Source organism: Acidisoma sp. 7E03, from assembly GCF_054665075.1.
The window spans coordinates 268703-291475 of the sequence record NZ_BAAFHE010000001.1 but is presented as its reverse complement, the minus strand read 5'-3'; the positions used below and the strand labels follow the sequence as shown (position 1 = coordinate 291475).

Annotated in this window: 21 protein-coding genes; 10 read left to right on the top strand and 11 right to left on the bottom strand. The window is 68.9% G+C overall.

What is annotated here, in order from left to right; translation table 11 throughout:
• Positions 1 to 78: 78 nt before the first annotated feature.
• From ACYQ6W_RS01430 to lgt, 6 genes are all read right to left on the bottom strand, one after another.
• Positions 79 to 648 (bottom strand): histidine phosphatase family protein, encoded by a 570-nt coding sequence (locus ACYQ6W_RS01430; protein ID WP_459673091.1) that lies wholly within the window; start codon positions 646 to 648, stop codon positions 79 to 81.
• A gap of 14 nt (positions 649 to 662) precedes the next feature.
• Positions 663 to 1595, bottom strand: a complete 933-nt coding sequence (locus tag ACYQ6W_RS01425; RefSeq protein WP_459673090.1) for a ribose-phosphate pyrophosphokinase — start codon at positions 1593 to 1595, stop codon at positions 663 to 665.
• Positions 1596 to 1714: 119 nt separating this feature from the next.
• Positions 1715 to 2650, bottom strand: a complete 936-nt coding sequence (locus tag ACYQ6W_RS01420) for a hypothetical protein (protein ID WP_459673089.1) — start codon at positions 2648 to 2650, stop codon at positions 1715 to 1717.
• Positions 2641 to 3405, bottom strand: a complete 765-nt coding sequence (pgeF, locus tag ACYQ6W_RS01415; RefSeq protein ID WP_459673088.1) for a peptidoglycan editing factor PgeF — start codon at positions 3403 to 3405, stop codon at positions 2641 to 2643. The genes ACYQ6W_RS01420 and pgeF overlap by 10 nt, the downstream gene beginning before the upstream one ends.
• Positions 3402 to 4361: a class I SAM-dependent methyltransferase gene (locus ACYQ6W_RS01410; RefSeq protein WP_459673432.1), complete on the bottom strand. Its 960-nt coding sequence runs from the start codon at positions 4359 to 4361 to the stop codon at positions 3402 to 3404. The genes pgeF and ACYQ6W_RS01410 overlap by 4 nt, the downstream gene beginning before the upstream one ends.
• A 38-nt stretch (positions 4362 to 4399) precedes the next feature.
• A complete protein-coding gene (gene lgt, locus ACYQ6W_RS01405) occupies positions 4400 to 5218 on the bottom strand; it encodes a prolipoprotein diacylglyceryl transferase (protein ID WP_459673087.1) in 819 nt (272 codons plus the stop codon).
• Positions 5219 to 5418: 200 nt separating this feature from the next.
• On the opposite strand from lgt, the gene ACYQ6W_RS01400 reads away from it, so the two are divergent.
• The 5 genes from ACYQ6W_RS01400 (at position 5419) to ACYQ6W_RS01380 (ending at position 11300) form a co-directional block, all read left to right on the top strand.
• Entirely contained in the window at positions 5419 to 5832 is a 414-nt protein-coding gene (locus tag ACYQ6W_RS01400; RefSeq protein WP_459673086.1) for an accessory factor UbiK family protein, read from the top strand.
• Between the two features lie 201 nt (positions 5833 to 6033).
• Complete coding sequence (locus ACYQ6W_RS01395; RefSeq protein ID WP_459673085.1) at positions 6034 to 6537, top strand: type III secretion system chaperone family protein; 504 nt, start codon at positions 6034 to 6036, stop codon at positions 6535 to 6537.
• Between the two features lie 63 nt (positions 6538 to 6600).
• Positions 6601 to 7224 (top strand): TetR family transcriptional regulator, encoded by a 624-nt coding sequence (locus tag ACYQ6W_RS01390; RefSeq protein WP_459673084.1) that lies wholly within the window; start codon positions 6601 to 6603, stop codon positions 7222 to 7224.
• A 153-nt stretch (positions 7225 to 7377) separates the two neighbouring features.
• The gene (locus ACYQ6W_RS01385; RefSeq protein WP_459673082.1) at positions 7378 to 7812 is read left to right on the top strand and encodes a phasin family protein; all 435 of its coding nucleotides are present in this window, start codon (positions 7378 to 7380) and stop codon (positions 7810 to 7812) included.
• A 194-nt stretch (positions 7813 to 8006) separates the two neighbouring features.
• On the top strand, positions 8007 to 11300 hold the full coding sequence (locus tag ACYQ6W_RS01380; RefSeq protein WP_459673081.1) for a Hint domain-containing protein: 3294 nt from the start codon (positions 8007 to 8009) through the stop codon (positions 11298 to 11300).
• A gap of 55 nt (positions 11301 to 11355) precedes the next feature.
• Here the strand turns inward: ACYQ6W_RS01380 and ACYQ6W_RS01375 are convergent, their stop codons facing one another.
• The 4 genes from ACYQ6W_RS01375 to ACYQ6W_RS01360 all read right to left on the bottom strand — a co-directional run bounded on the left by ACYQ6W_RS01375 (position 11356) and on the right by ACYQ6W_RS01360 (position 18031).
• Positions 11356 to 14250: an AIDA repeat-containing protein gene (locus ACYQ6W_RS01375; RefSeq protein ID WP_459673079.1), complete on the bottom strand. Its 2895-nt coding sequence runs from the start codon at positions 14248 to 14250 to the stop codon at positions 11356 to 11358.
• 116 nt (positions 14251 to 14366) lie between these two features.
• Positions 14367 to 16244 carry a cobaltochelatase subunit CobT gene (gene cobT, locus ACYQ6W_RS01370; protein WP_459673078.1) on the bottom strand — a complete coding sequence of 626 codons (1878 nt, stop codon included), beginning with the start codon at positions 16242 to 16244 and terminating at the stop codon, positions 14367 to 14369.
• A gap of 71 nt (positions 16245 to 16315) precedes the next feature.
• The gene (cobS, locus tag ACYQ6W_RS01365; RefSeq protein ID WP_459673431.1) at positions 16316 to 17269 is read right to left on the bottom strand and encodes a cobaltochelatase subunit CobS; all 954 of its coding nucleotides are present in this window, start codon (positions 17267 to 17269) and stop codon (positions 16316 to 16318) included.
• Positions 17270 to 17437: 168 nt separating this feature from the next.
• A complete protein-coding gene (locus ACYQ6W_RS01360) occupies positions 17438 to 18031 on the bottom strand; it encodes a J domain-containing protein (RefSeq protein WP_459673077.1) in 594 nt (197 codons plus the stop codon).
• A gap of 107 nt (positions 18032 to 18138) precedes the next feature.
• Between ACYQ6W_RS01360 and ACYQ6W_RS01355 the strand changes: the two genes are divergently transcribed.
• The 3 genes from ACYQ6W_RS01355 (at position 18139) to ACYQ6W_RS01345 (ending at position 19939) form a co-directional block, all read left to right on the top strand.
• Positions 18139 to 18444 (top strand): BolA family protein, encoded by a 306-nt coding sequence (locus ACYQ6W_RS01355; RefSeq protein ID WP_459673076.1) that lies wholly within the window; start codon positions 18139 to 18141, stop codon positions 18442 to 18444.
• 123 nt (positions 18445 to 18567) lie between these two features.
• Entirely contained in the window at positions 18568 to 19032 is a 465-nt protein-coding gene (locus ACYQ6W_RS01350) for an Lrp/AsnC family transcriptional regulator (RefSeq protein ID WP_459673075.1), read from the top strand.
• An 85-nt stretch (positions 19033 to 19117) separates the two neighbouring features.
• Positions 19118 to 19939, top strand: a complete 822-nt coding sequence (locus ACYQ6W_RS01345; protein ID WP_459673074.1) for a SirB1 family protein — start codon at positions 19118 to 19120, stop codon at positions 19937 to 19939.
• Here the strand turns inward: ACYQ6W_RS01345 and ftrA are convergent.
• Entirely contained in the window at positions 19936 to 20901 is a 966-nt protein-coding gene (ftrA, locus tag ACYQ6W_RS01340; RefSeq protein ID WP_459673073.1) for a transcriptional regulator FtrA, read from the bottom strand. The two genes, ACYQ6W_RS01345 and ftrA, sit on opposite strands and share 4 nt — an antisense overlap.
• 86 nt (positions 20902 to 20987) lie before the next feature.
• Between ftrA and ACYQ6W_RS01335 the strand changes: the two genes are divergently transcribed.
• Together ACYQ6W_RS01335 and ACYQ6W_RS01330 are read left to right on the top strand one after the other, a co-directional pair.
• A complete protein-coding gene (locus tag ACYQ6W_RS01335) occupies positions 20988 to 21392 on the top strand; it encodes a rhodanese-like domain-containing protein (protein WP_459673072.1) in 405 nt (134 codons plus the stop codon).
• 74 nt (positions 21393 to 21466) lie between these two features.
• Positions 21467 to 22765, top strand: a complete 1299-nt coding sequence (locus tag ACYQ6W_RS01330) for an NAD(P)/FAD-dependent oxidoreductase (protein ID WP_459673071.1) — start codon at positions 21467 to 21469, stop codon at positions 22763 to 22765.
• The last annotated feature ends 8 nt before the right edge of the window (positions 22766 to 22773 follow it).

The following is a 22773-nucleotide window of genomic DNA, read 5'->3' as shown; positions in this document are numbered from 1 at the left end:
GCCCAAGCCGGTAGAGGCCCGGCTCAGTGGCCGGGTAGGACGACTCTCAGGGGGCCGAGACCCGCCCGAAACGCTTAGTTAGGCCGGCACGACCGGGGTGAGGGTCCAGGCGCCGTCCGCATCCTGTGGCGGCTCGCAGAAGATCGGCACGGCATTCGGCGTGCGCACGTTCGGCTCCAGCCCCATGGCGGAACGGACGGCCCGAAAGAGCGCGCCATGTGCCACGATGAGCACCGGCCCCGGCTGCACCAGGGCGCGGTTTATGGCGGTGACGACCCGGGCGCGCAGCACGGCGAAGGGCTCGGCCCCTTCCGGCGTGTAGCTGCCGGCGATCCAGTCGTCGTACCAATCGCCCATCGGCTTGCCTTCCTGCTCGCCGAACTTCACCTCGCGCAGTTGCGGATCGGTGGTGACGGCGACGCCGGTGACGGCGGAGACAGCCTGGGCCGTATCCATGGCGCGCGAGAGGTTGGAGGAGACGATCGCCGTCACCGCATGGCCCTGCATCAGCGTGGCCGCCCGCGCCGCCTGGGCGCGTCCAGTTTCATTGAGCGGAATGTCCACGTCCCCCTGCGACAGGTTCTGCTTGTTCCAGTCCGTCTCGCCATGGCGAAGGAACCAGAAGGGAACCGGCGTGATCCTGTCCATGCGCGGGAAGTCCTTCAGTCGAAGAGAGAGCTGACCGAGCTTTCGTCGGAGATGCGGCGCATGGCTTCGGCCAGCAGGGGCGCGATGGTCACCTGGCGCACATTGTTCGCCAGGCGCACAGCTTCGGTCGCGAGGATGCTGTCGGTGATGGTCATCATCTCGATGGGCGAGGAGGCGATGCGGGCGACCGCGCCGCCCGAGAGCACGCCATGCGTCGTGTAGACGCTGGCTGAGCGCGCACCTTCCTTGATGAGCGCGGCCGCGGCGTTGCACAGCGTGCCGCCGGAATCGACGATGTCGTCCACCAGGATGCAGTCCCGCCCCTCGACGTCACCGATCACGTTCATGACTTCGGAGACGCCGGCGCGCTCGCGCCGCTTGTCGATGATCGCCAGATCGACGTCGAGCCGCTTGGCGAGGGCGCGGGCGCGCACCACGCCGCCGACATCCGGCGAGACGATCATCAGGTTGCGGCCGTCGTAGCGTTCCTTGATGTCATGGGCGAAGAGCGGCGCGGCATAGAGATTGTCGACCGGGATGTCGAAGAAGCCCTGGATCTGCCCGGCATGCAGATCCATGGTGAGCACGCGGTTGGCCCCGGCCTCGGTGATGAGATTGGCGACCAGCTTGGCGCTGATCGGCGTGCGGGAGCCGGATTTCCGGTCCTGCCGGGCATAGCCGAAATAGGGTATGACGGCCGTGACGCGGCGGGCCGAAGCGCGGCGCAGCGCATCCAGCGTGATCAGCAGCTCCATCAGATGGTCGTTCGCCGGATAGGCGGTGGACTGCACGACGAACACGTCCTCGCCGCGCACGTTCTCATGGATTTCGACGAAGATTTCCATGTCCGCAAAGCGGCGGACGGAGGCCTTGGTGAGAGGCAGGTTGAGCGCGGCGGCGACCGCTTCCGCAAGAGGGCGGTTGCTGTTGCAGGCAACGATTTTCATGCGGCAAATTCCGTCAGCAGCGGCGGGAAGGCGGGGCTCGCGCGGCTTCTAGCAACCGCACCGCCCCCTGTCCACGCGATTGCCGCCCGGAGCTGCCCCGCGCATGTCAAGGGACGGTTTCATGACCCCGGTGGCTTGGCGCCCGTCTTCGGTGCGGCGGGCGCCCCCTGGGGACCGGGCACTTTCTTGCCGATGTTGTTGTCGATGACTTCCTTGACGCCACCGGCCGCCTCGCTGGCCGCGACCACCGCGACGTCGCCCCAGAAGCTGTCGAGCGAGCCCTTCGGGATGTCGTGCAGCTGGGTGACGCGGCCGACCTCCTTGCCATTGGGATCGTCGATGATCCAGGCGATCTCGATATGGTCGGTCTGGGCATTGACCGAGGTCTTCTTGACCACCGCCCGCATCAGGTAGTCGGCCTGGTCCTGCTGATCGACCAGCAGCACGCCAGTGCCCACGATGTCCTTCCGCATCTCGCGGCTGAGCGAGGTGTCGCCATCTCCGGGGGCACCGGTGACGCCCGAGAAATCGAGGCGCGGCGGCCGGTTGTAGAGGCTGTTCGGGTCGCTCTCCTTCAAGGCGGCGTCGATGTTCGAGAGCAGTGCTGCGATCTTCGGGCCGGCGGCGGCGGCTTCGGCTTGCAGCGTCGCCGGGTCGCCATCCGCCCAGGCCTGGCTCGGCACGGGCTGGCCCGTCTCCTTGCCCTGCACATGGCCGCGCGGGTCCCGGACGACGTAGGTCGGCGTAACCTGCCCGCCCGTCATGCTGGCGGAGACGCCGAGCACCCAGTCCCCACGTTGCGGCTTCTGGGCGAAGGCCGGCACCGTCTGGTTGGCGAGTGCCTGGGCCAGATCATCGGCGAAGAGCTTGGCCGAGGGGTCCGCCAGCAGCGCTTCTCCCGGCACGGGGACGACGAGGCGCTGCGGCGGCGGATGGGCGAGGATCGCGCCCATGCGGCCGGGATGGCCCTGCATGGGCTGCGGAAAATCGCCGCAGGCAGCAAGGGCGAGCGGGAGGGCGAAAACCCCCAGGCGAAGAGGTAGGGTCAGTCGCATCGGATTCCCGAAATCTGGTGGCCAATCGAACCGCCGCCGGCGAGCGTCCGCCGCCGGTGGCTGAAGAAACGGTCGGGTTCGGCGGCGGTGTCGCCTTCGGTGACCGCAATGGTGCCGAGACCCGCGCCGCGCAGCCGGGCGGCGCAATAGCCCGCGAGGTCGAACTGCCAGCGCTCGGGCCGGCCGGGCGCGAAGAAGCGCGCATCGGCCGCGTTCGCCGCAAGCACCGCATCGCGCAGATCGGCCGCGACCTCGTAGGAGGGCTGGCGGATGCAGGGGCCGACGACCGCGACGATCCGCTCACGCTGGGCACCGAGCGCGAGCATCGCCTCGACCGTCGCCTCCAGCACGCCTGCGACCGCGCCGCGCCAGCCGGCATGGGCGGCGCCGACGACGCCGGCGGCCGTATCCGCGAAGAGGATGGGTCCGCAATCGGCGGTGATGACGCTGAGGGCGAGGCCCGGCACCCGGGTCACCAGCGCGTCGGCGCGCGGGCCTTCGCCCGGTGCCCAAGGCTCGGTCACCGTGACGACCGCGGCGCTATGCACTTGGGTGAGGCCGAGGAGATGCTCCGGCCGGGCGCCGAGTGCGGCCGCGACACGGCCGCGATTTTCCAGAACCGCCGCGCGATCGTCCCCGCCGGACAGGCTGGCGTTCAGGCTGGCATAGGGGCCTGTCGACACCCCGCCGAGACGGGTAAAGAAACCGTGGGCCAGGCCGGCGAGCGCCGCATCGGTCACCGAAGTCAGGGTCATGCGGCAAATCCTGGCAGGAGCGGAAAGTCAGATGGTGTGATCGCCAGCACCTTGAAGAGCCGGCCCATGGCCTGGGGGTCGGCGAGGCGGCGGGCGCCGGTGCGGATTGCCGCAGCCTCGGCTTCGGGCCGGTCCCGGCCGAGGCGTTCGGCGCGCGCGAAGAGGCCGAGGGCCCTGAGGAAGGCGCCCTGCGTCACCGGCCCCTGGATCCCAGCGCCCGCGTGTCGTGCCACCCGCGCCATTGCCCCGAAATCGACGAGAGCCGTGAGATCGGCCTCGCCTGCGGCGGCGAGCGGATCGGCGAAGCCCTTGGCGCGGATCGCCTGAAGGCTGTCACCCGGATTAGTCTCGCTGCCGTAGTCGATGAGCAAGGCGACGCCGCCGGCCGCCGCGATGCGCCGAGCGAGAGCGCCGACGAAGGCTTCGGCCGGCTCGTTGCGCTCGAGGATGCCGGTGGGATCGGCGTCCGCCGGGTCGAGACCGGCAGGCGCCTGGCAGGGCGCCTCCACGAAGCGGCCCTCGGCGACGTAGCGCTCGTGCCAGGTGCCGTCGCTCACGCGGAACTGGCGGATGGGCAGCGCGTCGAGGAATTCATTGGCGATGAGGAGGAACGGCCCGGGCGGAAGGGCGGCGAGGTCGTCATGCCAGGCGGCTTCGGGCACCCGCCGCGCCTGCTCGGCACGGAGCCGGGGCGAGGTTTCGATGAGATGCACTTGGGCCGCGGCATGGAAGTCAGGCGCCAGGCGGGCGGTGAGGCGCCGGGCATCGGCCATCAGCGTGCCGCGCCCGGGGCCAGCCTCGGCCAGCAGCACCGGCGCGGGCCGCCCCAGCATCTGCCAGGCGACCGCCGCCCAGGCGCCCAGGATTTCCCCGAAGATCTGGCTGATCTCCGGCGCCGTCGTGAAATCCGCAAAGGGATCGTGGTTCGCGTAGTAGGCGGCGTTGGCCCGCCCCATGAAGCGGTCCAGCCGCTCGGGCGCGGAGGCGGCGCCCGTCAAGCCTCGGCCACCGTCAGCGCAGGGCGGGCGCGGGCGTAGAGCACGAGCCCGATGCCGGCCAGGATCATCGGCACGCAGAGCAACTGGCCCATGGTCAGCCCCTCCATGAGGAAGCCGAGGAAGGCGTCAGGCTCACGGAAACATTCGCCCGTGCTGCGGGCGATGCCGTAGCCGATGAGGAAGTAGCCCGTGATCAGGCCGGGATGCATGCGCCGCCGCTCCGACCGGCCGAGGGCCAGCATGACGAGGAAGAGGCAGAGTCCTTCGAGGAAGGCTTCGTAGAGTTCGCTCGGGAAGCGCGGCACCATGTCGACGCGCGGATAGATCATCGGATAGGGCCACCACTTGGGTGCCGGTCGGCCCCAGAGCTCGCCATTGATGAAATTGGCGATGCGGCCGAAGCCGAGACCGATAGGCGCCACCATGGCGATGCGATCGGCGAAGGCGAGGACGTTGATGCGGTGGCGGCGGCAGAACCAGATGATGGCGATGGCGACGCCCAGCATGCCGCCATGGAAGCTCATGCCGCCCTGCCAGACGGCGATGATGTCCGTCGGATGATGGAAGAAACTGCCCGGCTGATAGAAGAGCACGTAGCCGAGCCGCCCGCCGAGCACGACACCGAGCGTCGCCCAGGACAGGAAATCATCCACCAGCAGCGGCGTTGCGACCTTGGGCGCCCAGCCGACGAAGCGGCGCACCAGGCGCCAGCCGATGACGAGCCCGGCGATGTACGCGATGGCATACCAGTGGATGGCGAAGGGGCCGAGTTTGACGAGGACCGGGTTGAAGTCCGGGAAGACCAGCGGCTTCATCGCACGCATTCCCCGGCCCGTCGGCCGTGTTGCAGCGCCATCTTGGCCGGTGCCTTGGGTGAACCCATGTCTACTGCCCTCCGCCGCGCAAGTCTGATAAGGACGTGATCAGCCGCAGCGATGCGCCAGGGCGTCAAGTTCGGATTCATGGCGGCGGCTTATACGCAACCCACCCCTCGGGTGGAAGGCAGGAGAGAGCGATGAGAGAGCGCGGCCGCTTTATGGACGATCTAGCGGGTGTGGCGCAGGGTGCGCTTTCTGCCTTCACAGGACTGCGAGATGAGGCGGAGGCGGTCTTCGCCGCCCGGGTCGAAGCGGTCATTCACAAGCTCGACATCGCGCGCGGCGAACAGCTTGCGGCGGTGCAGGAGATGGCGGCCAAGGCCCGTCTGGCGCAGGAAGCGGCCGAGGCCGAGCTTGCCGCGCTGAAGGCCCGCGTGGCCGCGCTGGAGGCGAAGCTCGGCACCGTCGCGCCCGCGCCGGGGGTCGATCCGTTGACCGCCGTGCCCGTGGATGTTCCCGCCCCCAGCCCGAGCGACCCGATGCCGGGGGCGCCGCAGGACCCGCCCGTGGGCGCGGCTGGTGGGGCGGCGCCCGCGAGCCCGATCGCTTGATGAGAGTTTTGTGGCAGTACGGCCACTAAGCCTTTGCACGGAGCGGGCTTTGCTTGCGGTTCACGCAATCCAGCCCCTAGTGTTTCGACGGAGGCGGCGATTCGCGACGCCGGAACTGGGGGCCATCGGGGCGCCCATCATCCGGCAGCGGCAACGGACGCCGCCGATCCGGCCTTCCTCCCAGCATTGAGGAGACCTTCGATGTCTGCCACCACCATTGCCGCTTCCACCCACGTGAAGAACCCGCTCGACGTGATCGAGCAGATCGTGTCCACGAACGAATGGGCTTTCGAGCGCCGCAACGACGCCGAGATGGCGGCCGAGGCGCCGGGCCAATGGTCCGACTACGGCCTCTATTTCAACTGGTCCCGCGAAATCTCGGCCATGCATTTCACCTGCACCTTCGACATGAAGGTGCCGGAGAAGCGTCGGGCGGACTTCTACAAGCTGTTGGCGCTGGCCAACACGCATCTGTGGATCGGGCATTTCGGCATGGATGCGGATGACGGCATGCCGGTCTTCCGCCACGCCGTGCTGCTGCGCGGCGCGCCGGGCGCTTCGCTGGAGAGCATGGAAGACATGGTGGATATCGCCATTACCGAATGCGAACGCTTCTTCCCCGCGTTCCAATTCGTGCTGGCCGGCGGCAAGTCACCGGACGAGGCGCTGCGCGCCGCCATGCTGGAATGCGTCGGCGAAGCCTGACACGCCAGGACGAAGCCGCGGGGCGCGGGCAGCGCCCGGCCCCGCAGGCGGCTTGAGGAGATCATGAGCATGACCGACGCCGATTTCGACGCCGCGGTGGTATCCGCCGTCTTCACCGAAGCCGGCCTGCGCGGCTGGCACCGCACCAGCCTCGTGGAGGCGGCGCGGGTCGCGGGGCTCGATCTCGCGCGTACCCGCCAGCGGTTTCCCTCGAAGCTCGTCGCGCTCATGCGCTTCGGCAGCATCGCCGACCAAGCGGCGCTGACGGGTGCGACCACCGATGGCCCCGTGAAGGACCGGCTGTTCGACATCCTCATGCGCCGCTTCGACGTGCTGCAGGCGCATCGTGCCGGCGTCATCGCCGTGCTGGATGCAGCCAAGATGGACCCGCTACTGGCTCTGTTCCTGGCCCGGCTCTCTGCCCGCAGCATGGAATGGCTGCTGGAAGGCGCGGGGCTGTCTGCCGCCGGCCTGCGCGGCCGACTGCGCGTCAAAGGCCTGCTCGGCGTCTGGCTCTATGCCGTCCGTGCCTGGACGCAGGATGACAGCGCCGACCTTTCGGCGACCATGACCGCGACGGACAAGGCGCTGGAGCGCGCGGGCGAGATGGCGCGGCATCTGGGTGATGAGCCTGCGGTGGACCCGATGGATGGGCCGACGCCGGAGACCTACGACCCGGCGATCTGAGCCGGCCCGTGGTTGACGCTTCGGTGTCGATCGCATGGCGAGGCTTGCCAGACCGTGGATTTGGGATGCGAAATGGGGCGCCACGATCCGGCAGCAACCGGATGGTGACGCTGCTGCCGCGTTTTCAAGGCGTCAAGCCGAGGAGGTAAAGCCATGTCCGACCTGCCGCAGTTCCCGACCGACTTCACCAAGCTGTTCGCGTCCTTCAGCTTTCCGGCAAGCACCGAGATGACGGCGCTGATGGAAACGCAGAAGCGCAACCTGGCGGCGCTGACCGCCGCCAACAAGCTGCTCTTCGAAGGGGCGCAGGCCATCACCCAGCGTCAGATGGAGGCGATGCGCCGCCAGATGACGGAGGTGGCCGAGGCCACGCGCTCGCTGGTGACGGTGACCGATCCGAAAGAGCGGACCGTTCGCCAGACCGATCTCGTGAAGTCCGCCTATGAGAAGAGCGTTTCGGATCTGCGCGAAGTCGAAGACCTGCTGCGCAAGTCGAGCAGCGAGGCGCTCGATCTCATCCACAGCCGCTTCCTGGCGGCGATGGACGAGGTGAAGAGCGCTATGGATCGCGCGGCCAAGCCGGAATAAGGCGCGTGCGGGCGGGCGCTGGATGCGCCCGCCTTTCCCGGCAGGCGAGGAAGTGACGCGGACCCGTTTCGGGTGATCGCGCAGCCGTAAAAGACCCGCCACTGTCACCAAACTGACGCCAAGCTGTCATTAGGCAATCGTCTAGACATTCGGTATTCCGCTCGGGCATTTGTCCAGCGCGGGTGGAAACAACAATGTCGAATACGGCTGACGGAACCCTCGAGTTTTTCGCCGGTGACCTTGTCATCAGCATCGTTGGAGACGGGGACGGCAGCGGCACCTATACGGACAACCAGGCAACGCCCATCACCCTGAAAGAAATCAGCACCACCGGGTCCATCGTCGGCACCATGGTACTGCCGCAGACGACGACGGTCGTGAACGGCACAACGGAATACGCGATCTCCGGCGAATACGGCTCGTCCTCCGAAGGCTATCTGCAACTCTCGGCGGACGGCCAGTCCCTCGTCATCGGCGGTTACGGGGTCAACGCCGCCACCTACAATGCCGGCGGCGCCACGGTGTATGGCAATGCGGCGCTGGCCCAGTCGACCAGCCTGGTCGGCTCGCAATACACCGCGGTGCCGCGCGTCATCGCCGACATCAGCTATACCGGCACGGTCGATACCAGCACGGCGCTCTACAACGTCTTCAACACGAACAACATCCGCAGCGTAGCGACCGTGGACGGCACCAGCTTCTACGTCGGCGGGCAGGGCGTGAAGGGCGACACGACCCAGGGTGTCTTCTACGCGCAGGACGGCGCGAACGGCGCCACCGCCATCAACACCGCGACCGACGTGCGCGACGTGCAAATTCAGAATGGTGCGCTCTATGTCTCGACAGATTCGAAGCAGGGAAGCGGCGGCACGTCGAACATCAGCGTCTATGCGACGCTGCCGACCTCGGCGACAACCGGCACGGTGCTGCCGGGCATCGACGGCGCTGTCACCCTGACGGCGGGAGAGGAGAACGGCATCAACGACGCCGACGTCGGCGGCACGATCCATCTCAGCCCCGAGGGCTACTTCTTTGCCGACTCAACCACCCTCTACATAGCCGATGGCGGCGCACCGAAGGCAGGCGGGCTCGGCGACGGCGGGCTGCAGAAGTGGAGCTATTCGGACGGCAGCTGGCATCTCGACTATACGCTGGCGGCCGGCCTCGATCTCGTGGCGGATACCGCGACCGCCGGCACCACCGGCCTTATCGGCCTCACCGGCACCGTCGTCGGTGGTGAGGTCTATCTCTATGCCACCAACGAGACGGTGGGCGATCTCGATCAGACCTACGTCTATGCGATTGCCGACACGCTGAGCGCGACGAGCCTGCCGACCGACGAGAGCTTCACGGCGATCCTCTCGGCCTCGGCCGACACCAACATCCGCGGCATTTCCTTCGCACCGACGGCATCGAGCGCCACGACACCGACCACGATCGTCTCGAGCGGTGCGGTGGTGAGCGAGACGGTGACGAGCGGCGCCGCCGTGACGGTGCAGAGCGGCGGCACGCTCTCCGCTTCCACCATCCTGTCCGGCGGCTCGGTCCTGGTCTCTGCCGGCGGCGTCGACAGCGGCAGCACCATCGCCCATGGCGCGAGTGAAACCCTGTTCGGCTCTGCCGCCGGGGACGTGGTGCAGGGCACCCAGCTGATCAGCGCGGCCGGTGCGACGGCCACGGGTGAAACCGTCTACAACGGTGGGACGGTCGACCTTTTCCTGAAAGGTGGTGTCGTCAACGAGACGACGCTGACCAATGGTGGCGTGCTCGCGATCAGCGGCAACGCGACGGCGAACGACACGACGATTTTGAGCGGCGGCACGGTGCTGCTGGAATCGGCCAAGGCCAACATGTCCGGCAGCCTGGTGTTCAGCGGTGCCGGGCTGCTGCAGGAGACCGCGACGATCAGCGCGGGCTATGGCGTCAGCGCCGTCATCTCGGGCTTCGGCAGCGAGGACGCGATCGATCTCGTGACCTTCGGTTCCGGCGCGACGCTGACCTCGTCCGTCGTCAGCGGCAACACGGTGGCGACCGTCACCTCCGGCGGCGCGAGCGAGAGTTTCACCTTCGCGGGCACCGTCTCCGGCCTGGTGCTGAGCGCCGATGGCAGCGGTGGTGAGAAGATCGTGCTCGGTGCCGCCGTCAGCTCCGGCGGCACCGTCACCGTCTCGAGCGGTGTCACCTCCTCGGGCCTCACCATCGGCAGCGGTGGCTTCCTCGACGTGCAGAGCGGCGGCACCATCCTCGGCGCCACCATCCTCGATGGCGGCCAGGCGGTGGTGAGCGGCATCGACAGCGGGTCCATCATCTCCGCAGGCGGTGTCGAGACGGTACTCGGCACGGCGAGCGGCGACCAGATCGACGGCACGCAGATCGTCAGCGCCACCAACGCGGTGGTGAGCGGTGAAACCGTGCATGGCGGTGGCGTGCTCGACCTCTTCCTCAAGACGACGAGCGCGCTTGATACCGTCGTCGACAGCGGCGGAACGCTCGCCATCAGCGGCAATGCGGTCGTCTCCAACGTCGTGCTCAACGGCGGCGCGATCCTCGAGACGCAGTCACCCAAAGCGAACGTGCTGGGCACTATCGTCTTCTCGGGTGCCGCCACGATCGACGAACAGGACATCGTGAGTAGCGGCCACGGCATCAGCGCTACCATCTCGGGCTGGCAGAGCGGTGATGTCATCAACACCGTCTATCAGTATTCGGACGCATCCTTGAGCGTCGTCTCCTCCGGCGGCTTCACCGAGGTGACGCTCGCCGTCACCTCGGCCGATCCCGCAGTGAGTGCCGGTGGTCTCGCTTCGCAGACCTTCACCTTTGCCGGGGCGGATGGCGTGGGCTTTGCGGTCGTCTCGGGCGCGCAGGGCCAGGCGGAGATCGTGGAAACGGCTGCGCCGTGCTTCGCCACCGGCACGCGCATCCGCACCGAACAGGGCGAGGTCGCGGTCGAAGATCTCGCGATCGGCGACCGTGTACTGACGGTGACGGGAGAAGCGTTGCCCATCCGCTGGATCGGCCAGCGGCAGGTGGTGGTGAGCCGTCATCCCGAACCCGACAGCGTGCGCCCGGTGCGGGTGCCGGCCGGTGCCTTCGGTGCCGGCTTGCCGGCGCGGGACCTCATCCTGTCGCCCGACCACGCGCTCTATGCAGAGGGCGTGCTGGTGCCGGTGAAGCATCTGGTGGGTGCCGGCGGGATCGCGCCCGTCGCGATGGAGAGCGTCACCTACTGGCATGTCGAACTCGACCGGCACGAGGTGATCCTGGCGGAAGGTCTGCCGGCGGAAAGCTATCTCGATACCGGGGACCGCCCTTCTTTCGCGAATGCCGGCGGCACGATGACGCTACATCCGGCCTGGGGCTCGGCGCGGACGGACGTGACGCTGATCATGGAGAGCCTGGGTTATGCCCCGCTGAAGGTCGCGGGCGTGGAGGTCGCGCGCATCCGCGCGATGCTCGCGGCCGGCGAAGCAAGCGCCGCGGCGTGAGGTGACGGGGCGCTCCGTCCGCCGCCACGTGCGGCGGCGGGCGGAGGGCGTCGTCTCAGAACAGCGTGTGGCCGACGCCCACCAACGTGATGGTCGTCTTATCAACCAGCGTGATGACGTCCGAGCCGCGCACCACCGTCTCTGAGACGATGGGATTGCCGGCATAGCCGCCGAAGGCGAGCCGGTCGGTCGCCTTCAGGCCGTAGATCGTCTCGCTGCCACCGGCGGCCCCCTGCAGGAAGGCGAAGAGATCCGGCCCGCTGCCGGCAACGACCGTCGCATTGCCGGAGCCGCCCACCACCGTATCGGCCGCGCCATTCAGCGCCATAAGCGTGGTCGCGCCAGCGGCGGTGAAGAAGGTCTCGGTGCCGGTGCCGTATTGGCCGGCCATCACCGTGTTGCCGCCGGCACCTGCGATGAAGGTCACGGCGCCGCTGCCGCTGCCGAATTCGGTTGTCGTGCCGCTACCGCCGATGAGCGTGGAAGGCCCGCTGCCCGTCCCGGCGACGAGAATGTCCGTGCCGGCGCCGCCCAGGAGGGTGGTGCCGCCGGCCCCCGTGCCACCCCAGAGCGTGGCAGGCCCCGATCCGGCTGAGACCGTGGCCGTGCCGGTACCGCCGTAGAAGACGAGAGCGCCGCCCCCGCCCGTGACCGAGACGGTGTCGCCGCCGGCGAAAACGGTGAGGGCGCCGCTGCCGCCGGAGATGACATCTGCCCCGCCGGCATAGACGGTCAGGTCGCCGCTTCCCGCCGAAAGCGTGGTGGCGCTCGCCAGGAAGACCGTCGCATCGGTGCTGCCAAGGGTCAGGCTGTCGTTCCCCGCCGCTTCATAGATCGTTGAGTAGCCGTCGAGCTGGTGGCTGCTGCCGCCTTCGAGAAGAAGGCTGCCATTGCTGCTGCCGCTCTCGGCGGCGGTGAATTCGTCATCGTCGAGCAGGGTGCTCGCATCGCCGAAGCTGTCTCCCGTGCCGAAGGCCGTCGCGAAGGCGCTGGCGGCACCGCTCGCGCTGGCGAAGCCCGCCGTCTGGAAGGCGGCGGCGTAGGACTCCAACTGCGGCGGGTTGGCGCTGCCGCCCTGTGCCCTCAGCAGAACGCTGCCATCGGGGGCCGTTTCCAGATTGACCGCGGAATAGCCGGCGTTGAGGACCGTCAGGTGGATGCCCTCGTTGCCTGCGGAAATCGTCACCTGATTCCCCGAGGCGTTGAAGTAGGTGACGTTGCCACCGGTCAGATAGGCGAAGTCGATGCTGGCACCTCGCACGAAGCCGGAGATGGTCTGATCGGCGGAGGGCACGGCGGCGGCACCGTCGATCTGCAGCGTGCCCGCACCGCCCGCGAAGGTAATGTCGCCTGTCACATGGCCGGCGGACCAGACTTCGAGCACGCCGCCCGCGATCCTCGCCGACACCACCGTGCCACTTGCCTGCACCACGGCGCTGCCGCCCGTGTCGACCTTGAGGGCGGTCGCGGCGCCGGTATAGGCGACGGTTTCGCGGCCGCCGCTCTGCACTTCCGTCGCAAAGGAGGCGCCGCCTCCGGTCAGCACTTCCTCACCACCTGCGGTGATGAGGGAACTGACCATGGTGGCGCCGGTGACGGCGTAGGCGCTGCCTTGGATCACGGTATCGAGGGCGACGCCACCCGACTGCGCGATGAGGTAGGCGCTGGTCGAGAGGGTGGTCGCCACGGCCTCGCCCCCGCTGATGACCTGCATGACGCCACCGGTGGCGAGAGCGGTCGCGCTGGCCCGGCCATCCGCCTCGATAACCATGTTGCCGGTGCTGGCGACCTGTGTTTGCGTCGCTGCGCCGCCGGACACGACACGCAGCGTACCGCCGCTCGCGACCTGCGTTTCCACCGCCACTCCGCCGGAGGTGACACGCAGGGTGCCTCCGCCCGAGACGATGGTTGAGCGTGCATCTCCGCCGGCGCCGACCGACTGCGTGCCGCCGAAGCTCACGACCGTCGACAGAGCGACGCCGCCGCTGACAATCTCATGCCCCGAAAAGGCGATGATCGAGCCGAGGGCGGTCCCGCCGGTCAGAACAACCTCGCTGCCGCCCTCGATGACGGTGGTCGCCAGGGCGGTGCCGCCGGCGAGAACCGCCGTGCCGCCGCTCACCTGCGTCTGGCTCAGCAGCCCGCCTGTCGTGGCGCTGACCGCGACTCCGCTGCTGACGACAGTAAAATCGGCTTCGCCGCCGGCGCTGACGATGGCCCGGGCGCCGGCGGCGATCATGTCATGCATCGCAAGTCCGCCACCCGAGACGATCTGCACGGCGCCGCTCACCAGGCTCGTCGAGTCGGTGCGCCCCATCACGATCTCGCTGCCGCCCGCATAGACGGTGGTCAGGATCGCGGAGCCGCCGCTCTGCACCAGCTGCGTGCCGCCGCCGCGCACGTTCACAGCGGCAACCTGGCCGCCACTGCCGACGATCTGCGTGCCGCCTGCATTGACCTCGGTGCCCAGGGCGCTGCCGCCGCTCTGCACGACCTGCGTTCCGCCGCTGACGAGAAGATAGGTGGCGCTGCCGCCGTCGGTGACGATCTGCGTGCCGTTGTCGTAGATGATACCGCTGACGTCGATGGCGTCGCTGCCGACGGTTTCCCGGCCCGTCTGGATGATGGTCCCCTGCGCGGTAGCTCCGGCGACGAGGAGTGCGGCGCCGTCCGCATAGATGTGGCTTGAAAGGAGAGACCCGCCCGAGGCTGTCAGATTGCCGCCCTCTTCTACCTTGGTGAGGGAGGCGACGCCGCCTTGCGCGACGATGGCGGAGCCGCCGCTTTCGACGAAAATGTCGTAGCTGCGCCCGCCGGATGCGATGATCTCTGTGCCGCCAGCGGAGACATAGGTCACGTCCGTGAGGCCGCCGGAGAGGACGACGAGGCTGTCGCCGCTGCTGACCGAGGCTTGGCGGACGACCTGTCCGCTCGAGACGTATCGGATCACGCTACTCATCCCCCCGGTCTGACGCTGGCACTCGGTGCACTAGCGAAATGCCATAACAAAGCGGCGGATGAAGCGAAAGCGTTCGCGCGGGGATTCGGCGCCGGAAGCGCCGCGTGTCACACGACGGCGGGTGCCCGCTCCGCTGCGGCGCGGCCCCAAGCCTCTTCGCCGCTCTCGTCGAAAAGGGCGGTGAGTTGGCGCATCATCGTGCCGCCCAGCTCCTCGGCGTCCACGATCGTCACCGCACGGCGGTAGTAGCGCGTCACGTCATGGCCGATGCCGATGGCGACGAGTTCCACGAGGCCGCGGGTCTCGATGTCCTGGATCGCCTGGCGCAGATGCCGCTCCAGGTAGTTGCCGGGATTGACCGAGAGGGTGGAGTCATCCACCGGTGCGCCGTCGCTGATGACCATCAGGATGCGGCGGTGCTCCGGCCGGGTGATCAGGCGGCGATAGGCCCAGAGTAGCGCCTCGCCGTCGATGTTTTCTTTGAGCAGGCCCTCGCGCAGCATGAGGCCGAGATTGCGCCGTGCCCGCCGCCACGGGGCGTCGGCCGCCTTGTAGATGATGTGGCGCAGGTCGTTGAGGCGCCCGGGGTTGCGCGGCTTGCCCTCCTGCACCCACTTCTCGCGGCTCTGCCCGCCCTTCCAGGCGCGTGTGGTGAAGCCCAGCACCTCCACCTTCACGGCGCAGCGCTCCAGCGTGCGGGCCAGGATGTCCCCGCACATGGCGGCCACCGTGATGGGACGGCCGCGCATGCTGCCGGAATTGTCGATCAGCAGCGTTACCACCGTGTCGCGGAAATCCGTGTCCCGCTCGCGCTTGTAGGAGAGGGAGGCGGTGGGCGTGGTGACGACGCGGGCAAGCCGGCTCACGTCGAGCAGCCCGTCCTCCAGGTCGAAATCCCAGGCGCGGGTCTGCTGGGCCAGCAGCTTGCGCTGCAGCCGGTTGGCGAGTTTCGAGACGACGCCTTGCAGATGCTGCAACTGGTGGTCGAGCTGCTGGCGCAGGCGGGCGAGTTCCTCGGCGTCGCAAAGCTCGGCGGCGTCGATCTCCTCATCGAAGGCGCGGGTATAGGCGCGGTAGGTGCTTTCCTCCGTGCCCCGATCCCGCGCCGTCTGCTGACCGCCCGGCCGCTCGTCGCCATCGGCCTCCGCCGCGTCGTCTTCCTCCTCGCTCTCGGCCGCCTCGTCGGCCGTCGCTTCGCCCTCCATCTCCTCGCTCTCCTGAGAGAGGCTGGCCTCGGCTTCCGACTGCGCCTGGCTCTCGCCCTCGGAGGAAGCGTCCTGCTGAGGGCTCTGCTCCTGCGCCTCGTCGCCGCCTTCGGGCTCCTGGTCGGGCTCGGCTTCCGCCTCTGACTCGGCGAGGTCATAGGCCTTCAGAAGCCGGCGGGCGGCGCGGGTGAATTCCTGCTGGTCGTTTGAGGCCGCGGCCATGTCGGCAAGCGCCGCCTGCGCCTCCGGCCCCATGGCGGCGCGCCACTGATCGAGCACGCGATTGGCTTCCGCAGGGGCGGCCTCGCCCGACATGCGCTCCCGCGCGAGGAGGGAGAGGGCGGAGGCCATGGGCAGCTGGTCCTTGCGGGTCAGCCGATCCCACCCCTCCGCCTCGCATTGTTCGACCAGCTTCTGGCGCAGATTGGCGGCGACGCCGGCCATGTGCCGGCTGCCGATCGTCTCGACGCGCGCCTGTTCGAGGGCGTCGTAGACTTCCCGTGCCTCGCGGCTGGCGGGGGAGCGCGCAGCATGGACGGCGCTGTCATGGTGGCGGAGGCGGAGGGCAACGGCATCGGCCGCGCCCCGCAGCCGCGCCATCTCGGCCGCCGGCAGGCCGCGCGTGGGCGAGGGCAGGCGGGCGCGCTTGCCGGCGAGGTTGGCGGGGCCGGCCTGGAAGGCGACCTCGACCTCCGGCTGGCCGGACATCGCCCGGATGGTTCCCGCCGTTGCGCGCTTGAACGCTTCTGCGCGTTCGTTGCCGTCCTTCGTCCCGCTCACAGCCTGTCTCTCGCCTCTCTCCACCCCGTCACCCCCGAGGGGATCAGCCCTTGCGTCCTGGCCTGCGCGCGTCAGCTCGCGCGGCGCAGGCCGGTCGTCAGCTCCTGGTTGAAGCAGCGCTGGTAGTATTCGGCGACCGTGCCGCGCTCCGCCTCGTCGCACTTGTTGAGGAAGGTGACGCGGAAGGCATAGGCGATGTCGCCGAAGATGCGCGTGTTCTCGGCCCAGGTGATGACGGTGCGCGGTGACATGACGGTGGAGATGTCGCCCGCGATGAAGCCGGCGCGCGTGAGGTCGGCGAGCGCCACCATGCCCTCGATCTGCCGGCGGCCGGCGGTGTCACCCGGCTCGACGCCGAGCTTGGCAAGCACGATCTCCGTCTCCTGCGCATGCGGCAGGTAGTTGAGGCTGGCGACGATGCTCCAGCGGTCCATCTGGCCCTGATTGATCTGCTGGGTGCCGTGATAGAGGCCGGTGGTGTCGCCGAGGCCGACCGTATTGGCCGTCGCGAAGAGGCGGAAGGCCGGGTGCGGATGGATGACGCGGTTCTGGTCGAGCAGCGTCAGGCGTCCCGCGACTTCCAGCACGCGCTGGATGACGAACATCACGTCCGGTCGGCCGGCGTCGTATTCGTCGAAGACGAGCGCGCACGGGTGCTGCAGCGCCCAGGGCAGGATGCCTTCGCGGAACTCGGTGACCTGCTGGCCATCCTTCAGCACGATCGCATCCTTGCCGATGAGGTCGATGCGGCTGATGTGGCTATCGAGATTGATGCGGATGCAGGGCCAGTTGAGGCGCGCCGCCACCTGCTCGATATGCGTCGACTTGCCGGTGCCGTGATAGCCCTGGACCATGACGCGGCGGTTGTAGGCGAAGCCCGCGAGGATCGCGAGCGTCGTGTCCCGGTCAAACTTGTAGGTGTCGTCTACATCCGGCACGTGCTCCGTACGGCGGCTGTAGCCGGGAACGATCATGTCGCTGTCGATGCCGAAGACGTCACGCACCTTCAGCTTGACGTCGGGCATCCCGAGATCGCCGATGACCGTCGCATAATCGGGTCCGGAAGTCGCGGCATTCATCATCGAAAAGTCTGTCCTGTCCTGCTGCTTTCAGATTAGCGGAGTGCGGCCCCACCGCAAGACGCGGAGACGCGGCGCGGCCGCGCGCGAGACGATACTCGGGCGGCGGGCCGCTTAACCGCGGCCGGCCTGCCTTTCCTCAGCGGGCCAGTGCAGCTTGAGCGTCGAATAGGCGCTGTTGATCGCCTTGATCTGATGATCGTCCGCCGTGTCTCCGCCACCATTCGCATCCGGGTGGTGGCGTTTGGCGAGCGCCTTGTAGCGCGCCTTGACCGCGTCGAGGCTGACCGGCCAGGTGAGGCCGAGCACGCCGAGCGGCTGGCGCAGCTCCGGTGGCGCCTCGATCGTTTCATGGGCAGAGGCGGGCCGCCGCCCGTCCATGTGCAGCATCGGGTCGCGCAGAAGCTCCTCCTGCGCGGCATGGGCGGTGCCGTTGGAGCCCAGCCGCCAGGTGGGCCGCTGCCAGGAGGCGTCGGCCCGCAGTTCCTGCTCGATCTGCCCCGGCGTCATGTCCTTGTAGTAGTCCCAGTTCGCGTTGTAGGCGCGCACGTGGTCGAGACAGAACCAGTAGTAGTCGTTGAGGGCGAGGCGGGATTTGGGCGCCCGGTAGCAGCCCAGCTCTTCACAGCCGGGCGTGTCGCAGAGCCGGCCCGGCGCGTCCGGGTCGGGCGCGTAAGCCCGGGCACGGGGGACGCGTCGTGTTGTCATGGCCGCTATATGGTCGTCCGCCCCGCCGCTTGGCAATCCCGTGAACGCAGGCCAGAACGGCGAGCGCGGCGCTTGAACAGCCGGTCCCATTTCGAGGAAAATCGCGCATGGACCGCAAGTCACGCATCGTCGAAACACTGACACGCGCCTTCGTGCCGCTGGCACTCACCGTGCAGGACGACAGCGCCCGTCACGCCGGCCATCGCGGCCATCCTGGCGGTGCCGGCAAGGAAGGCCAGACCCATTTCAACGTCGCCATGGTGGCCGATTGCTTCACTGACATGAAGCGGGTTGACCGCGCCCGCGCGGTGAACGAAGCCCTGGCGGAAGAGTTCCGCAGCGGCCTGCATGCCTTGTCGCTGAACCTGCGCAGCCCGGCCGAAGCGCAGCGGGACGGTGCCGAGCCCGGCTGAGGGCGGATCAGCCCCTGCTGCGCCGCCGCGGAAAATTTCCTTTTGTCTGTCGCGGCGCTCTGGTGAAATGCCCCGCGTGAGGCGCCGACCGGCGTCCGTCAGAACAGGGATGCCTCAGCCGAGATGCCAGCCGCCGTGTCGATGGACGAGACCGACCGGGCGATTCTGCGCCTGATCGCCCGGGACGCGTCCCTCTCCCTCGCCGAGATCGCGGCCGAGGTGCATCTGACGCCGACGCCGTGCTGGAAACGGATCAGGCGGCTGGAGAAGGAAGGCGTGATCCGCGGTCGCGTCACGCTGCTGGATCAGCAGGCGCTGGGCCTGCCGGTCTCGGTCTTCGTCTCGGTCGAGACGGCGGACCATTCCGCCGAATGGCTGGCCCGTTTCGCCGATCTGGTGCGGGACACGCCGGAGATCGTCGATGCCTGGCGGATGGGCGGCGATGTCGATTACGTCCTGCATGTCGTGGTATCAGACATCAGCGCCTATGATGCCTTCTACCGCCGGCTGATCGCCGCGGTACCGCTGCGCAACGTGACCAGCCGCTTCGCCATGGAGCGCATCAAGGCCGCACCATTGCCGCTGTAGCCGGCCCCCGGGCCGGCGCCTGAGGAGGAGAGTCGTTCTGCCTGAGAAGAGCCGAAGCACTGACCCGAAACGTGACGACGCCGCGGTGATCCGCGCGGCGTTGGAGGCGGTGGGCAGCCTGCCGGATGAGGAGATCGCGCTCGCCGAAACCGCGCTGCTCTTCGCGCGGCTCGACGCCCCTTGGGCCGATTGGAAGCGTGCGCGCAGCCATCTCTCCGTGCTCGCGCGTGAGGCGGCCGAGCTGCGCGACTGGGTAGGGGACGATGCGCAGGAGCAGGCGGAAGCGCTCGCCGGCATGCTTGGTGCCCGGCATGACTATAGCGGGGACTACGAGACCTACGACGATCTTCGCAACGTCAACCTGATCCACGTCACGGAGCGACGGCGCGGCATGCCGATCGGCCTTGGCATCATCTGGCTGCATTGCGCCGAGGTCGCCGGCTGGGATTGCTACGGCATCAATTTCCCGAGCCATTTCGTGCTGGGTCTGGGCGCGGGCGAGATGCGCGCCGTGCTCGACGTCTTCTCCGGCGGCCGCATCGTCGAGGCCGAGGATCTGGAGGCGATGCTCGACCGGCTGGACCAGGGCGTGCGGCCCACGCGCGGGGCGGCCTTCGCGGAGCGCATGGGCAAGCGGGACGTGCTGATCCGCCTGCAGCGCAACATCGTCTTTCGCCGGCAGTCGGCGGGGGATCTGGCCGGCGCGCTCACCTGCATCGAGGACATGCTACGCATCGCCCCAGCCGACATCGGCCTGTGGCAGCAGGCGGCGGTGCTCCAGCAGAAGACAGGGCAGCTCGCCTCCGCCCTCCGCAGCCTGGAGAAGGTCGTGGCGCTCATTCCGCCCGGCGCGGATGCCGAGCGCGCGCGTGCCGCGATGCGCCGGCTGCGCAGCAGCCTGAACTAGCCGTGCGGGCCGAAGCGGGCGCGGTATTCACCGGGGCTGATGCCGAGGCGCCGGCGGAAATGATGCCGTAGCCGGTCCGCGCTGCCCAAGCCCGTCGCGGCGGCGATCGTCTCCACATCCAGCCGTCCCGTACTCAGCAGGCGCTTCGCCTCCTCTAGCCGCTCCGCCACCAGCCATTCGCCGGGTGGGGCGCCCGCCGCTTCGGCGAAGCGGCGGAGAAAGGTGCGGAGGCTCATCCGGCAGGTGGCCGCCATGCGGGCCAGCGGCCAGTCCTCCGCAAGGGCGGCGCGCATCGCCTCCAGCAGAGGGGCGATCTCGGCATGGCGATGCGCCGGCACCGGCCGCTCGAGGAACTGCGCCTGTCCGCCGCTGCGATGGGCCGGCATGACCAGCCGGCGCGCCACGCTGTTCGCTGCCTCTGGCCCGAAATCCTGCCGCACGATCTCGATCAGCAGGTCGATTCCGGCGGCGCTGCCGGCCGAGGTGAAGAGCCGGTCATGGCCGCGATAGAGGGAGGTGTGATCGACCGTCACCCGGGGATGGCGCGTGCGCAAGGCGTCGGCATAGCGCCAGTGGGTGGTGGCGACGGCGCCGTCCGGCAGGCCGGTGGCTGCCAGCACGAAGGCGCCGGAGCAGATGGAGGCGAGGCGCGCGCCACGGGCATGGGCGGCCCGGAGCCGGTCACACAGGGCCGCGGGCACCGGCACCGTGGCGCCTTTCCAGCCCGGCACCACGATGATGTCCGCCGTGTCGAGCAGTGCGATCCCGTGGTCGGGGATCAGGGTGAAGCCGCCATGGGCCCGCAGCGGTCCCGGCTCGACCGCGCAACTCGCGAAGCGATACCAGCCTGCGCCCATCTCCGGCCGGGCCAGGCCGAAGATTTCAGCGGCGATGCCGAACTCGAAGGTGCAGAGCCCGTCATAGAGCAGTGCCGCGACCAGCGGGCCTGTGGTGTTTGGCATGATCTTCCTGGAGATTGGCGATCCTGCCAATGGCACAGCCGGGGGAAGATGGCGAGACTGGCGCCCTCATCGCAGGAGAGCGTGCCATGCCCAGCGCCGTCACCGCCGTTTCGCCCGCAGCCCCCGAGGTGGCGCGCGCGCATTTCGCCGCGAGTTTCGCCTTCGAGACCGATTGCTGGGACGTGCAGGACGCCCTCAAGCGCGGGGCGGATTTCGTCCTGCTCGACGTGCGCAGCCCGGCACTCTTCGCTGCTGGCCATGTGCCGGGGGCGATCAACCTGCCGCATGGCAAGATCACCGCGTCGAAGCTGCAGGTCTGGCCGGCTGAGACGATCTTCGTGACCTATTGCGCTGGGCCCCACTGCAATGGCGCGGCGCGCGGGGCGCTCCGTCTCGCCGAACTCGGGCGGCCGGTGAAGATCATGGCGGGTGGCATCACCGGCTGGATCGACGAGGGGTTTCCGCTCGCGCAGGGCGCCTCTGCCGCCTGAGCCCAGCCGCGTAACCTCGACCCTTCCGGGGCCCGCCCCACATCCTCTCTCGCACAGACAGGAGAGCGAGCGGCATGCAGGGGCGGGAGAAGCACCGGCTGGTGATCGTGGGCGGCGGGGTCGCCGGCATCGAGATCGCGACCGCCCTTGGCCGTCGCGACGGCGCGCCCCCGCTCGACATCGCGCTGGTCGATGCCGACGTCGCCCATGTCTGGAAGCCCATCCTGCACACCATCGCGGCCGGAACGCGGGACGTGGCGCAGCAGGAGGTCGCCTATGTCGTGCAGGCGCGCGATGCCGGCTTCCGCTACGTGCCGGGGCCGCTCGTAGGGCTGGATCGGGTGGCACGCGCGATTACCGTCGGCGCCGTCACAGCCGCGGACGGGCGGCTCGTGGTCCCGGAGCGGCGCTTGCCGTACGACACGCTGGTGCTGGCCGTCGGCTCCCAGGCGAATGATTTCGGCACGCCCGGCGTCGCCGCCCATTGCTGGATGATCGACAGCCGGCGCCAGGCAATGGCCTTCAACCGCGAGATTCGCATTCGCATGCTGCAGAGCCTGGCACTGGAGCAGGACCTGCCGATCGTGATCGTCGGCGGGGGTGCCACGGGCGTGGAACTCGCCGCCGAACTGGTCCAGCTCGTCGATATCTCGGCGGGTCTCGGCGCCTCCGGCCTCCGCGGCCGCATGCGGGTGACCCTGCTCGAAAGCGGCCCGCGCCTGCTCGCAGGCTTTCCTGAAGACATCTCGGCCGCGACTTTGGCCCGGCTGCGGGGCCTCGGCATCTCCGTCCGCCTCGGCGCACAGGTGACGGAGGCGACGGAGAGGGGGTTCACCCTGGCCGATGGCGACCCTGTTCCGGCCGCACTCATGGTCTGGGCCGCGGGCGTACGGGCGCCGCCGCTGCTCTCCAACCTGGACGGCCTGGCCGTGGGGCGGCAGGGCCAGCTCCTGATCCGGCCCAGCCTGCAGACGACGGAAGATCCCGCGATCTATGCCGTGGGCGATTGCGCGAGCCTGACGCCGGCGGGCGCGGAGCGGCCTCTTCCCGCCACGGCCCAAGTGGCGAGCCAGCAGGCGGCGCATCTCGTCCGCCACCTGCCGGGGGCGATCACCGGACGGCAGCCGGTGCCCGATTTCGTCTTCCACGACCGGGGGATGCTGGTGGCGCTCGCCGATTACGACGCCTATGGCTCGCTCGGCCGTTTCGGCCTCTTTCGTGGCATGACCTTTCGCGGGCGGCTGGCTCAGCTCAGCCATGAAATGCTCTATCGCAGCCACCAGGCCATGCTCTTCGGCTTCTGGCGCGGCAGCCTGGCCTGGCTCGCCGACCGGTTGAATGCCCGGGTGCGGCGGCCGGCGGGCCCGCGCTGAGCCCCCGA

Coding starts and splice junctions, on each gene's coding strand:
- pgeF (WP_459673088.1), bottom strand. CDS start 3,405: ATGACCCTGACTTCGGTGACCGATGCGGCGCTCGCCGGCCTGGCCCAC.
- ACYQ6W_RS01395 (WP_459673085.1), top strand. CDS start 6,034: ATGTCTGCCACCACCATTGCCGCTTCCACCCACGTGAAGAACCCGCTC.
- ACYQ6W_RS01350 (WP_459673075.1), top strand. CDS start 18,568: ATGCCAGCCGCCGTGTCGATGGACGAGACCGACCGGGCGATTCTGCGC.
- ACYQ6W_RS01410 (WP_459673432.1), bottom strand. CDS start 4,361: ATGGGGCGGGCCAACGCCGCCTACTACGCGAACCACGATCCCTTTGCG.
- ACYQ6W_RS01330 (WP_459673071.1), top strand. CDS start 21,467: ATGCAGGGGCGGGAGAAGCACCGGCTGGTGATCGTGGGCGGCGGGGTC.
- lgt (WP_459673087.1), bottom strand. CDS start 5,218: ATGAAGCCGCTGGTCTTCCCGGACTTCAACCCGGTCCTCGTCAAACTC.
- ftrA (WP_459673073.1), bottom strand. CDS start 20,901: ATGCCAAACACCACAGGCCCGCTGGTCGCGGCACTGCTCTATGACGGG.
- ACYQ6W_RS01430 (WP_459673091.1), bottom strand. CDS start 648: ATGGACAGGATCACGCCGGTTCCCTTCTGGTTCCTTCGCCATGGCGAG.
- ACYQ6W_RS01390 (WP_459673084.1), top strand. CDS start 6,601: ATGAGCATGACCGACGCCGATTTCGACGCCGCGGTGGTATCCGCCGTC.
- ACYQ6W_RS01425 (WP_459673090.1), bottom strand. CDS start 1,595: ATGAAAATCGTTGCCTGCAACAGCAACCGCCCTCTTGCGGAAGCGGTC.
- ACYQ6W_RS01400 (WP_459673086.1), top strand. CDS start 5,419: ATGAGAGAGCGCGGCCGCTTTATGGACGATCTAGCGGGTGTGGCGCAG.
- cobS (WP_459673431.1), bottom strand. CDS start 17,269: ATGCCCGACGTCAAGCTGAAGGTGCGTGACGTCTTCGGCATCGACAGC.
- ACYQ6W_RS01355 (WP_459673076.1), top strand. CDS start 18,139: ATGGACCGCAAGTCACGCATCGTCGAAACACTGACACGCGCCTTCGTG.
- ACYQ6W_RS01385 (WP_459673082.1), top strand. CDS start 7,378: ATGTCCGACCTGCCGCAGTTCCCGACCGACTTCACCAAGCTGTTCGCG.
- ACYQ6W_RS01420 (WP_459673089.1), bottom strand. CDS start 2,650: ATGCGACTGACCCTACCTCTTCGCCTGGGGGTTTTCGCCCTCCCGCTC.
- ACYQ6W_RS01335 (WP_459673072.1), top strand. CDS start 20,988: ATGCCCAGCGCCGTCACCGCCGTTTCGCCCGCAGCCCCCGAGGTGGCG.
- ACYQ6W_RS01360 (WP_459673077.1), bottom strand. CDS start 18,031: ATGACAACACGACGCGTCCCCCGTGCCCGGGCTTACGCGCCCGACCCG.
- ACYQ6W_RS01380 (WP_459673081.1), top strand. CDS start 8,007: ATGTCGAATACGGCTGACGGAACCCTCGAGTTTTTCGCCGGTGACCTT.